16 protein-coding genes and 1 other RNA gene are annotated in these 11,801 nt (G+C 35.1%); 10 read left to right on the top strand and 7 right to left on the bottom strand.

Features of this window, described 5'->3' with window-relative positions; genetic code table 11:
• Window positions 1-175 precede the first annotated feature (175 nt).
• The 9 genes from ABN763_RS10100 to ABN763_RS10060 all read left to right on the top strand — a co-directional run bounded on the left by ABN763_RS10100 (window position 176) and on the right by ABN763_RS10060 (window position 3,935).
• Window positions 176-787 carry a recombinase family protein gene (locus ABN763_RS10100; RefSeq protein WP_410485339.1) on the top strand — a complete coding sequence of 204 codons (612 nt, stop codon included), beginning with the start codon at window positions 176-178 and terminating at the stop codon, window positions 785-787.
• A gap of 62 nt (window positions 788-849) precedes the next feature.
• A complete protein-coding gene (locus ABN763_RS10095; protein WP_410485338.1) occupies window positions 850-1,359 on the top strand; it encodes a hypothetical protein in 510 nt (169 codons plus the stop codon).
• 92 nt (window positions 1,360-1,451) lie between these two features.
• A complete protein-coding gene (locus ABN763_RS10090) occupies window positions 1,452-1,799 on the top strand; it encodes a hypothetical protein (protein WP_410485337.1) in 348 nt (115 codons plus the stop codon).
• A 21-nt stretch (window positions 1,800-1,820) separates the two neighbouring features.
• Window positions 1,821-2,147 carry a hypothetical protein gene (locus ABN763_RS10085; RefSeq protein WP_410485336.1) on the top strand — a complete coding sequence of 109 codons (327 nt, stop codon included), beginning with the start codon at window positions 1,821-1,823 and terminating at the stop codon, window positions 2,145-2,147.
• 9 nt (window positions 2,148-2,156) lie between these two features.
• Window positions 2,157-2,381, top strand: coding sequence for a hypothetical protein (locus ABN763_RS10080; protein ID WP_410485335.1), 225 nt, complete (start codon window positions 2,157-2,159; stop codon window positions 2,379-2,381).
• 12 nt (window positions 2,382-2,393) lie between these two features.
• Complete coding sequence (locus tag ABN763_RS10075) at window positions 2,394-2,603, top strand: hypothetical protein (RefSeq protein ID WP_410485334.1); 210 nt, start codon at window positions 2,394-2,396, stop codon at window positions 2,601-2,603.
• 14 nt (window positions 2,604-2,617) lie between these two features.
• Window positions 2,618-3,070, top strand: a complete 453-nt coding sequence (locus ABN763_RS10070; RefSeq protein WP_410485333.1) for a hypothetical protein — start codon at window positions 2,618-2,620, stop codon at window positions 3,068-3,070.
• A 25-nt stretch (window positions 3,071-3,095) separates the two neighbouring features.
• On the top strand, window positions 3,096-3,620 hold the full coding sequence (locus ABN763_RS10065) for a hypothetical protein (protein ID WP_410485332.1): 525 nt from the start codon (window positions 3,096-3,098) through the stop codon (window positions 3,618-3,620).
• An 18-nt stretch (window positions 3,621-3,638) separates the two neighbouring features.
• The gene (locus ABN763_RS10060; protein WP_410485331.1) at window positions 3,639-3,935 is read left to right on the top strand and encodes a hypothetical protein; all 297 of its coding nucleotides are present in this window, start codon (window positions 3,639-3,641) and stop codon (window positions 3,933-3,935) included.
• A 551-nt stretch (window positions 3,936-4,486) separates the two neighbouring features.
• On the opposite strand, the gene ssrA is transcribed toward ABN763_RS10060, so the two are convergent.
• Window positions 4,487-4,888: a transfer-messenger RNA gene (ssrA, locus tag ABN763_RS10055) on the bottom strand.
• Window positions 4,889-5,077: 189 nt separating this feature from the next.
• Here ssrA and ABN763_RS10050 point away from each other — a divergent pair.
• Window positions 5,078-6,283 carry an NAD(P)-dependent oxidoreductase gene (locus tag ABN763_RS10050; protein ID WP_410485330.1) on the top strand — a complete coding sequence of 402 codons (1,206 nt, stop codon included), beginning with the start codon at window positions 5,078-5,080 and terminating at the stop codon, window positions 6,281-6,283.
• A 346-nt stretch (window positions 6,284-6,629) separates the two neighbouring features.
• On the opposite strand, the gene ABN763_RS10045 is transcribed toward ABN763_RS10050, so the two are convergent.
• From ABN763_RS10045 to ABN763_RS10020, 6 genes are all read right to left on the bottom strand, one after another.
• The gene (locus ABN763_RS10045; RefSeq protein WP_410485329.1) at window positions 6,630-8,291 is read right to left on the bottom strand and encodes a tetratricopeptide repeat protein; all 1,662 of its coding nucleotides are present in this window, start codon (window positions 8,289-8,291) and stop codon (window positions 6,630-6,632) included.
• Window positions 8,292-8,450: 159 nt separating this feature from the next.
• Window positions 8,451-9,092 (bottom strand): DUF1361 domain-containing protein, encoded by a 642-nt coding sequence (locus ABN763_RS10040; protein ID WP_410485328.1) that lies wholly within the window; start codon window positions 9,090-9,092, stop codon window positions 8,451-8,453.
• A gap of 24 nt (window positions 9,093-9,116) precedes the next feature.
• The gene (locus ABN763_RS10035) at window positions 9,117-9,422 is read right to left on the bottom strand and encodes a hypothetical protein (RefSeq protein ID WP_410485327.1); all 306 of its coding nucleotides are present in this window, start codon (window positions 9,420-9,422) and stop codon (window positions 9,117-9,119) included.
• Window positions 9,415-10,809 (bottom strand): cell envelope integrity protein CreD, encoded by a 1,395-nt coding sequence (gene creD / locus ABN763_RS10030; RefSeq protein WP_410485326.1) that lies wholly within the window; start codon window positions 10,807-10,809, stop codon window positions 9,415-9,417. Before creD ends, ABN763_RS10035 begins: the two co-directional genes overlap by 8 nt.
• 55 nt (window positions 10,810-10,864) lie before the next feature.
• Window positions 10,865-11,155, bottom strand: a complete 291-nt coding sequence (locus ABN763_RS10025; RefSeq protein WP_410485325.1) for a winged helix-turn-helix domain-containing protein — start codon at window positions 11,153-11,155, stop codon at window positions 10,865-10,867.
• 27 nt (window positions 11,156-11,182) lie between these two features.
• Complete coding sequence (locus ABN763_RS10020) at window positions 11,183-11,791, bottom strand: hypothetical protein (protein WP_410485324.1); 609 nt, start codon at window positions 11,789-11,791, stop codon at window positions 11,183-11,185.
• Between the last annotated feature and the right edge of the window lie 10 nt (window positions 11,792-11,801).

Here is an 11,801-nt window from a genome sequence, read left to right as displayed (position 1 = left end):
TTAATTTTAGAATTATAACTATACAATTTTTATGTTTTTTGTCAGATTTTTCAAGTTTACTAAAACCACCGTTTTTATGAACTTTTGAGATTTGCTATGTTCATTACTTTTAAAAAGTTTAATTCATCGTGCTAATTAATTAGTTTAATTTTAGACATATAATTAAACTTTAATCATGATTTTTGGATATGCAAGGGTAAGCACTGCAGAACAGAGTTTGGATCTTCAACTTGATGCATTACTAAAAGAGGGTATTTCAGATAGGAATATCTATACTGACAAAGTTTCGAGTACCAAAGAAGAACGGAAAAGCCTTAACAAATTATTGGATTATGTCAGGGAAGGGGATACTATAGTGGTATGGAAACTAGACCGCCTGGCCAGAAGTCTTATTCACTTCACCAAACTAATGTCTGAATTAGATGCCAAAGGTGTAAAATTCAGAAGTATTACCGAGGCTTTCATTGATACTACTGAAAAATCTTCACACTCCGAATTTATAATTAACATATTCGCTGCCTTGGCTCAATTGGAAAGAGATATTATAATTGAGCGAACAAAGGCCGGACTTGAATCGGCGCGAAGGCGAGGAAAAGTACTAGGTGCTCCTCGAGGCATTAGCAAGAAAAACCAACAGAAAGCAGTACTTTGTGAAGAATATTTTAATGAAGGTAAGCTTACGGTTGCAGAAATCTGTGATAGACTTGATATTTCTAGAGCAACATACTACAAGTATTTAAGATATAGAGGTTTAACAGGAAAGCTGAGGCCGTACAAATTAAATTGATTTATAAAATAAGAAGTGATAAAAATCTTAAAGATTCTATGAATTCGAAAAAATTTTAATGAGTGAAAAGGCGCTATCCTAACATCGAAAAAAACAAATTATCAGAATTCAATACTGCCGAAATAAGAGGCTGGGTTATCGACCGCTTAGTGCAAATAGAGTATCGAGTCAATAATATAATATTCGAATTTTTTCAACCTGAAGAAAAACAGGTTTTCAATGAAGTACTTCTTAATAGCTCGGTGATAGACTTTGGTGGTAAAGCTAAGATCTTATACAACATCGGAGTATCTAAAACAACCTTAGGAAAATTGAGAAAAATTGTCTCAATAAGAAATGCTTTTGCGCACGCATCATTAGGCGAGGATATCACCCTTAATGTATCTATTGATGAGGAAGGAAATGAGAATGTTAAATTAGATTCGTGGAGTATAGTAACAGTAATGAATGCTGAAGGTTCTATTAATAGAAAAGCTATTTCAGAATATTTAGAACAGTTCCTTGATTTAAACTCCGAACTTAGAGATGAATTTGATGAATTTTTGGAAGCTCTTCGGAAACGAAAGAAATAGGTTTAGACATTACAAATTTTAAGTCAAAAATAGTCGTTGAATAAAATATGTATTAAAAGAGTTAGATAACCAGCAGTGATATGAGGCAAAATTTGGAAAAAGCTAAATTAATTAATGATTACATCAAGCATATAAATACCTTATCCACCGGATCAATACTTTTGATAATAACCTTTTTCGAAAAGTTATTTTTAAAAGAGGAAACAATATGGCTCATTATTGCTGCTTTGATATCACTATTTGTTTCAATTCTAGGAGGTGTGTTACTAAAAACAATTTTAACTTTTTCAGCTTCAGGCAATATTGATATTCAAGAATTGGATAGTAATGTTCAAAGATTTTTCGCATCCACAGGAGTTCTTCTGTTTTTAATAGGCTTTTTAATAGGTATTTTAGCTATAACAGTTTTTGGAATCTTAAACCTAACTGCAAAAGTCTAATTGAACATTACTAAACAATAAATGAAACTAATTCTTAACTTATTACAAGAGACTTATCCTGAAATTGATAAGAAGGTAAAATCTGTTGACACAAATCTCGAAGGTGAGCTAAATACAATCTTTAAAGAGTATGACGGCGATTTTCAGATCTTAGGCTCGTATTATCTTGAAGCCCTTGAAAAATATGAGAAGGAGTACAATATTATACATGCTTTGTTCTTAGACAAGCTTAAACAACATAATTTAGCCATAGATCAGATATTAAGTCATTTGATAAAAGCGCGAATAATAGAAAAGCGACTAAGCGCGGATTTAAAGCTCAGAACTTTTTTATCAAAGATAAATTGATAATTAATCATGGGATTATTGGAAAAGTTCAATAAAACGATGACTGAAACAATCAATTTCCAGGAGTATTTAGATAGTCAAAATCATAAGGGACTAGCTGAGGAATTCTACAATACTCGAGAAAAAGTAATTAATGAACAGGAATTAAATGATGCTGATAGATTCCATATTGCCATGTTATTAAAAATTGAAGGTGATAAATGGATGAAATTACATGAAGAAACCAAAGTCTAATTAAACGATCATATGAAAAAATATAGTGCTGTAGTGATATATTCAATCAAAAGAGAAGGCAGCAGAAGGGGATTTTTGACTGTTATTCATTATGATGATATTAATATATCAAATGAAAAAATAATTGAACTTGCTGATCAAAAAATGACAGAGAATAGTAATTTTTTTCATTTTACAATTGAAAGTGAAGGGTCTATACATTCAAGAGATAAATTAAACTAAAGTCTAAATAAACAATGAAGAAATGTTTGATCTTTACTGCCCTGTTAAGTCTTTTGACTTGCTGTATTGAGAAACGGAGAACCCCATGTGATTGCTGCGAAAATGTATATTTAAATATTGATGACGCACTAAAATGTATTGATAAAAATCCTAGAAAAACTTCAAATGATGACCGTCTTTTTTTGATAGCGATTACTGATTCGAAGAATCAAAGTTGGAATCTAATTAAAGATCGAGACATAATTTCAAATGCGAAAAGAAATTATTTGTTGATTGTGGCAAACAAATCTGAAATTAGTAGTCATGAGAAAGCTACTCAGGAGATTCAAGATTTGATTAAAAAGTACGATGAAGAAGAATCATATTTCATTGTGGCTAATCAGGCAATGTATCCTTTTGCTGATTGGGGTGAAAATGAATCAAAAAACGAAATTATAAGTGCATTGCAAATAGGCAGTGGACCATAACTTCATATAAAAGTTCAAATAAACGATGAAGAAGTTCCTTTTTACAACTCTAGTATTATTATTTTGTAGCAAGAGTTTTGCATGCAAGTGTTACAGGGTTGACTTAAAAAAAGAATTAAAGAGTACCAAGGCCATTTTACATGCAAAAGTCCTGAAGATCGAATATGTATCAATGGGTAGTATTTTTTCAAACCCAGAACGTGAGCACCTTGAAAAGAAACCTGAAAATCAGATATTGCATCTATCTAGAAATAAATCTGTCGCCAAAGTTGAAGTAGAAATAATTAATACTTACAAAGGGAATTTTAATTCAGAGAAATTGACCATTTACACTTCTAAACATGGGCAATCCTGCGGCTACTTAGGATTTCAAGTGGAAAAAGACTTTATCATTTTTCTCCAGCCTGAGTTACTATCCAAAAGATTATTTAGGGATTACGAAAATAGAGTTAATCAAAACAGATTATGGACCAGTCGTTGTAGCAGAACTATGCTTTTTAATGAAATAGAGTCAAAGGAGATAAGAGATGGACTAAAAAGTCTGGACTAAAGCTCAAATAAACTATATATGAAGAGTGCTTTACAAAATACAGTTGAACAATTTCTAATCCTATTTGAAGAGGTTTTTGATAAGGATTGGGAATACTCTAAATACATGATGGGGGTTCCTGAAGATACGGAGGATCAAAAAGCAAGCGCTAAGGAAATGGGATTAGATTCAATTGATATAATATCGGATAATGGCACATTTTTAAATCCTAAAGTAGAAAACGAAACAGAAGATTGGGGTAACAGAGGCGCACTTCTTGAAAAGTATCGAGAACTTAAATACCTACTGAATCAATATAGTTTAAAAAAACGATGACATATAAAGATATTCAAGATAAGGCAAAAATAGAGTTAGGAAGGTCAATTAAAACCTGTTGGATAGCTGATGTAAAAAGAGAATTGGGTTTGACAAGTAAGATCGCGAATAATAGAATATCTAAGTCTGGAGTAAAATATCCATGCCCTGATGGACCAGTAAAGGATTGGTTATTAATAAACCTAGAGTCCAGATAGAAAGATATAGAGATACTGTTTCAGATCATCTACCGTTTGTAGTCACTTTTAGAATAGATAAAAGTCGCGATTGACTGGAAGCTGGAGGAAATGGTAATAAGAAGGGAATTAAATTTGGAGTTTTGTTTTAATGGATAAAATATCAATCAGTAATGTCTTCTTTAGATTCTCCTGTAAAAAAATAAAACACTTAAATTATTGAATTTAAGTGTTTTATTGTTGTTTATTGTGGAGTCGGAGAGGGCCGAGTGTTAAGAAAATGTCCGGTGGACATTTTTAGCGCAGGAGCCAGGTGATGCGCCGGCCTCGAATCCCGGAGGCGTAACGAAAAAAGCCACCCAGAGGTGGCTTTTAGAGTGGAGTCGGAGGGATTCGAACCCTCGTCCAAACAAGCAATTACAATGCTTTCTACACGCTTAGTCTTGATTCAGTTTTCGACTAGCAGCTGACCCAAAACCGCCCACTACTAGCTTAGCTTCTTAAATTTTAAAACTGTGCCAAAGCTACACCGTTTCTATGTTGACTTTTATGGTGCCTCTAAACGGGACGCCATCAACAAGGGCTTCCCAGAGACATCTCGCTTTCCTACCTTGTAGGACTAGGCTTGTGACTTACTATAATTCAGTCGTATTAAGCTGCAAGAGCGTAGTTATTCTCGCCATTTAAAAGGTTGAAATAAGATATTTACGAGCATTAATTTCATGGCTCGACGTGCTTACACTATAATTCGACTCGCTGTCAAAACCAGTCGACCCCGTTTTTTAGTATTCAGTATTCAGTTGGCAGTCTTCAGTAACAAACTCCGAATGCTGGACTAAAATTTTGGAAGCCAAAGATAGTATTAAAAACTCTATCTTTGCCACCGGTATAAAAATAACAAAATGCGTGCCGTTTGTTATTTTGTCAGTGCCATCACTTCAATAATCCAATAATTGACAGTCTAGAATGAAATTCGCGCTTATAAAAGAACGTAAGAATCCGCCAGATCGCCGGGTAGTCTTTACACCTAAAACAGCCAAACAAGTAGTTGATCAATTTCCTGAGGCTGTTCTGGTGGCTGAAAGTTCTGACGTGCGTGTTTTTAAAGATGCAGAGTATCAAGAAATGGGAATTGAAGTAGTAAGTGATTTGAGTGATTGTAACGTACTTCTCGGCGTAAAGGAAGTACCAATTGATGCATTGATACCCAATAAAAAGTACTTTTTCTTTTCACATACCATCAAAAAACAACCCTATAACCGAGCGTTGTTAAACGCTATTTTAGATCGTAACATCGAGTTGTATGATCACGAAGTGATCACGGCAGAAAGCGGAAAACGACTGGTAGCTTTTGGTCGTTATGCCGGGATTGTAGGGGCGTATAACGGTGTTCGCACTTACGGACTTAAATATAAGCTGTTCAATCTTCCAAAAGCAGAGACCCTAGAAGACCAAAAGGCATTGATCTCTGAATTGAATACAATTAAGCTGCCAAATATTAAAATATTACTTACCGGTCGCGGTAGGGTAGGCAATGGCGCTCGTGAAATGATCGACGCGATGAACATTAAAAGAGTAACCGTTAAAGAGTATCTTGAACAAACGTTCCATGAACCGGTATACTGCCAGATCGATGCATCAGAATATAACAAGCGAAAGGACGGCGTTCGAGGTAGTAAACAAGACTTTTTTGAGAACCCCGAAGAATATAAATCCAACTTTTTCCGCTTTGCCAAGGTGACCGATTTTTATATTGCCGGGCACTTTTATGGTGATGGTGCCCCTTATCTATATACTAGGGAAGATGCAAAACATCAGGACTTCAATATAAAAGTAGTAGCCGATGTGAGTTGTGATATCGATGGGCCGGTAGCGACCACGATCAAACCCTCTACTATTGCCGACCCTATTTATGGTTACGATCCGCAAACGGAGAAAGAGGTCGATTTCAAAAGTGAAAATGCCATTGCGGTAATGGCAGTTGATAATTTGCCTTGCGAATTGCCCAGAGATGCCAGTGAAGGTTTTGGTGAAGCTTTTTTAAAGCATGTAATTCCTGCATTTTTTAACGGTGATAAAAACGGAATTCTAGAGCGTGCACGAATGACCAAAAATGGAAAATTGACAAAGCGCTATGCGTATCTGCAGGACTATGTAGATGGTAAGGAATAAGCCACTAATTAACGTTATACAACTACAATACAATCCCATCTGCGGCAGTAAAAAAAGGCATGGACGTTAATCCATGCCCAAAGGCAAGGTCGGGGAGTCAATCCTAGTTGGAGGATCGAAATATTTGACCAAGCCCGCAATTGTTAAGGGGTATGAATAATTTGCTAAAAATGGGTTAGCATGTCTAGCGAAATACGCTAAAAACAATGAAATTCTTCATAAGAGAGCGGTTATAAAAAGTAGACAAGCTGAAATTTTCTTTTTTTTGGGTGGTGTATAGAAAGTAGATAGCTACTGTAAACAACTAGCTTTTTGATAGTTGCATTGGATTCCTTAATACCGTTAATCAAACTTCTACTTTTACTAAAAATGAAAGTAAATCGTCTTCACGGTCAAGATCAAGCTTCTTTCTTAGTCGGTATCGTGCCGTTTTGACGCTTTCAGGAGAAATACCTAAAATTCCTGAGCACTCTTTTATGGTTAAATTAAGCCGGGTTAAAGCAGCGACTTTTAAATCATTTGCGCTTAGGTTAGGAAATTGGTGCTTTAAATTTTTAAGAAAATTAGTATGTACCTGTTCAAAATGAATCTTGAAATCGTTCCAGTTTTTATCAAGATTCTGTTGTTGCTTAATAATAATTTCTAACTGATCGAAAGCAAATTCTTTTGTCTTTATAGAAGCTTGCTTGATTTCTTTTATGGTGTCTTGTAATGTTTCTAAAAACTCATTTTTCTGCAAAAAATTAAGCGCATATGAGGTGAGTTCTTTATTCTTGAAATGAAGCTCTTGTTCTAGTTCTTTTCGTTTTAGGTGCTGATTTTCAATTACGCTAAGGCTATGCCGTTGGTTTGATTCGTGTAATTGTTGCTGCTTTTTATTCTTAAGTCTTAGGCTCCTGATTAGTAAAAATGCTAAAAGTGAAATAACACACATTCCAATACCTAGTACCCATTGAATAATAACATAGTCTTGTTTTTTAAGATACATATAATTCAATTCGGTCTCTTTTTTTTCTAGGGTGTCTTTAAATTCTAATTCGGCAACTTGTTTCGATTGCTCTGTATTGTAAATGGAGTCTTTTAAGGTGGAGTATGCCTCGTGATACGCAATAGACTCTTCAAATTTGCCTTCTTCTTTTTTTAATGATTTAATTTCCTCAAGGACCTCTAACTGCAACTTTCTCAGATTTTTTCTTTTTGCCAGATGTAAAGAAATGTCTAGATGTTGTTCAGCTATTTCATATTCTTTTTCGTTTCGTAATATTTTACTAAACAACAGTAGATTTCGAACCATCGCAGCGTCATCTTTTGCTGTTGAACTATGGTAAATAGATTCCTCTATATAACAATCAGCTAGTTCATATTCTTTTTTGATAAAAAATAACTTTGCTAATAGATTATTTGCATCGACAACGCCTTGAATATTTTTATTATGGTCATAGATGTTCAAGGCTTCTTTTAATATTTTTTCAGCTTCTTTCAGATCTTTTCTCTCAATGAGTACATTTGAAATTTTGGTATATGTGGTCGCGACAAGGTTCTTTAGGTCAAGCTTTTCAAAATGCGTCTTTGCAGTTACGTATAGTTCTATTGCCTTATCATACTCCCCAATTTCAGCATAAACCTGTCCCATGTTCATGGCGCAGTTGGCAATACCAGTACTATCGTTAAGTTGACTGTAAATGCTGTTAGCGTCTTTCAGGTTTTCTAAAGTAGATTTGAGAGACCTTTGGGACCAATAGGCCTGACCCATTAACAATTTGGCTGCTGCTTGTTGCTCCAGATTGTTTGATGCGACCGCTTTTTGAAAAGCAATGGTGCCAACATGTAATGAATGCGTCGGTTTTTCTTCAAGACAACGCGTTCCTAAACTGATTAGTTGATGCGTTTTTTCAGTTACTGTTAATGAAGAATTGTTTGTAATACTGTCAGTACTTTTCTGTAAGTCCTGTCCGCTTATTCCTTGAGTCCAAAGAAGCAGCAGAATCAATAATGAACGATAATGCATGGTTTAGGTGGTGTGTGATACCAAATTAAAACAAATCGTAAAATCGGACTAAAACTATCTACATTATGGGGTAAAGCCTCGTTAAACTGAATATTGTATTATTTTTTTGTTCTAAAAGTGTGGACTACCCTAAACACTGGTAGGCGCTCCAACGCTTGATTAATCAATCTTTATTAGCTTTCTGTATAAATAATATGCTAATAGTATCGACCCGCCAAAAAGTAAACTAAAAACCCACGTATTGATGCCGCCCAAACTTCTTGTGGCCAGTATTGTTAGTTTAATGGGGTTAGTAATGACTTCCCAACTATTGAGTCTGACAAATCGCCCTAGATATACTCCATATCCGCTTAATAAACAGCAGGCGACAACAACAAAATGAGAGGAGCCATTGGTGAAATACCATTTGAGATTTTCATGAATAATAAGAAGGGACTGTAGCCCTAGTTGCAAGCCTGCTAAAGCGAAGCATCCAATAAGAATAAAGTCGAACCATAAAGGCATTTGTGACCAACCTTCCAGATGTATAAAGTCTGTTATGATGTAAGGTGCATTCGGAAAAAATAATAGCCATACTAAAAATATGATGGCAAATAGATAAGGTTTTTGCCATCGCTCTTTTCTAATTAAAACGTATGAACAAAACAATGGCACTGTTGCCAAGACTAAATTCCATACTAGAAAAAGAAATAGTGGTGATCTGGTTATATATAGTCGGATTCCCAGAAAAAGAAAGCCTATAATCAGCGGTGCTGATAACTGTTTTATAAATGCGTTTTTATTTAAAAATAATGTGTTCATTACATGTTGATTTATTTGAATGAATTAGCTGAATAAAATCCATAGGTAACCTATAGCAATTGGAATATTCAATAGTATTGCAAGTGCTGTTTTAAATAATCGACCTTGATGGGGTTTAAAAATGATTGCGCCAATTAGTAACAGAAATATCATAACGCTATTGACCAGCGAAGCACCTACCACATAAATGAACCCCAATCGAAATACTTCGGCCGATGGCGCGGTTAAATAGGCTGTAAAAAATAAGGTGCCTATGGCAAAACTGGCAATGCCAATATACTTACTTGTATATTCAAGCTGTATGGGCCAAAAAATAGCTTCCTTATCCATTTTGCCAGTCAATTTTACGTGATACATACATAACAATGGCTAGAATGAAAAAGAGCCCTAAACTACCGACCAACAAGGCATAGCTTTCTAATTGAATAATCGTAAAAATGAAAGCATAAAGAGCTGATAAAGACACTAAAATGAACATTGGGAATTTGATGTTTTTCAAGATTGATCTTGAGTATAAGGTGATCAATAAGATGACTGCAACTCCCGCTATTAGGTAAGCTTTTAAGAAACTACTATGTTCTGATATTGATATGAGTAGGGTGTAAAACATGGTCAACGCCAAGCCAATCATTAAATATTGAAACGGATGTATGCTTATTTTGCTCAATGTTTGAATTAAAAAGAATATCAAGAAGGTAAGCGCGATTACCAAGAAACCATACTTGGCTGAACGTTCACTTTTTTGGTACTCATCTACAGGTATCATGAAGTTCACTCCAGATGCGTATTCATTTAAATCAGGTAAGTAATTAAATGTTTGTTGAGCGAATGGTCTATTAAGGTCGAGTACCTTCCATTTAGCATTAAAACCTTCATCAGTAATTTTGTCCGGATTTACAGGTAGAAATTCACCAATAAAGTTCGCTGTTTTCCAATTCGATGTTAGATTGGCAGTCGTTTCTTTACCAATAGGGATAAACCTAATTTGCTTACTGCCGTTTACATTGAGATCTATGGAAAAACGAATACTGCGTTCTTTCGGTGAATCAGCTTCCTTTAATGCGATACTGCGAAGTGTATGCATTTGTACAAAGTCAGGGTTATAGTAGTTATTTTGATTTTTGTTGCCCTCGTATACTGATGAAAATGGATATCGGTTCGCATTAATATTCACTGCTACTTCGTCATTAACCCCTTTAAGATTTGATGTTTTAATAATCATTCGTGCTTTGTCCCAAACAATATCTTCTGCAGCAACGGACTCTTCTGTAAAATCGAGATTGGCAAAAGTTCCTGTAAGTGTACTTTCGCTTTGATATACAGCAGTAGTGTAAATACCTCGACTTTTAGGCTCAGGATGTACGCTGCCCATAATATCTAATGATTCAGGAAAGAAATAACCATATTTTATTTTCTCTTTGCGTTCCGTATGGACTTTTTTGGTCTCCTGATCGGTATAAGTGGTTTCGACATAGGTTTTATAAGGAACTTTCAATATCGGGCCGTAAATCAATACTTCTTCACCCCATTTCTCATTAATTTCAGTAATGACCTCTTGTTGCCTTCCAGCTCGCTCGGCAATGAGACTTTTAATATAGGCAAGAGGAATAAGGAGTACTACAATAAGTAAACCTACCATGAGCATTCTTGCTGTAATTGATGTTTTGAGCCAGTTTCCAAACCGACTACCTTGATTATTTGATGATGTATGTTCCATAGTTATATATTTAAAGTACTTTGTATTTCAAAGTAAATGATTAAAAAAAATGATGTTATTTTCCAATAAGCTTTTCCAAGGCTTCTATATGTTTTTTAAAAGCAGCACGTCCTAATGGGGTAACGCTGTATTTTGTGTTTGGTTTTCGATCAATAAATGATTTTTCTACTTTAATGTATGCTGACTTTTCCAGGGCTTTTACATGGCTAGCCAAATTACCGTCGGTTACATCCAATAGCGCTTTCAGCATTTTAAAATCGGCGTATTCGTTGACCATTAAGATCGACATAATACCCAACCGTATTCGGTGGTCAAAGGCTTTATTTATGTTGTTTATGAGTCCCATATCGTATCCCCACGCAGGCAGGAATTGCTATTGCCGTTCATATTTAAAATACATGATTGTTCCGTAAATAATATGCATCAATCCAAAACCAACCACCCATAGCCAAAAACCATAACCAGGCAAGAGCGCACAAATTAATCCAAGTGCGATCTCAATTAATCCTAAATAGCGGATGTCACCAATGCTATACTTAGAAGCGTTTATAAGCGCTATGCCATAGAAAATGAGCATTAAAGCACCGGTTTGTCCATATTTTTGTTGGTTGAGAATGATCAAAATATAAAGGCCCCCGGCAACTAACGGAATCAAGAAATTAATAACCAACCTGCGGGCGCTGGTATCCCACATTTTTTCACCATTTTTTTTGGCCTTTCTTGTTGATAGGTAAATAGCAGTAATCACACTGAAAAAGGCAACAAGAAATAGATCGAGTAACACCAAGTTAAATACGTAGCCGTCAAGAATTAAGTAGCCTTGGTTAGACGTGGTGACCAGCCAATAAGCAACCGCGGCGCCAATAAGGGCATAAATACCTGCAAGTATTCCAGACAACCCACTTAATGAAATAAAACGGGACGATCGAGTCATCATATCTTTTATTTCAGAAATATCTTTTAAATAGTCTTTTGATTCCATATTAAAAGTA

It is taken from the genome of Spongiivirga sp. MCCC 1A20706, from assembly GCF_046524175.1.
Taxonomy (GTDB): Bacteria; Bacteroidota; Bacteroidia; order Flavobacteriales; family Flavobacteriaceae; genus Spongiivirga.
This window is presented reverse-complemented; position numbering and strand designations above follow the sequence as displayed.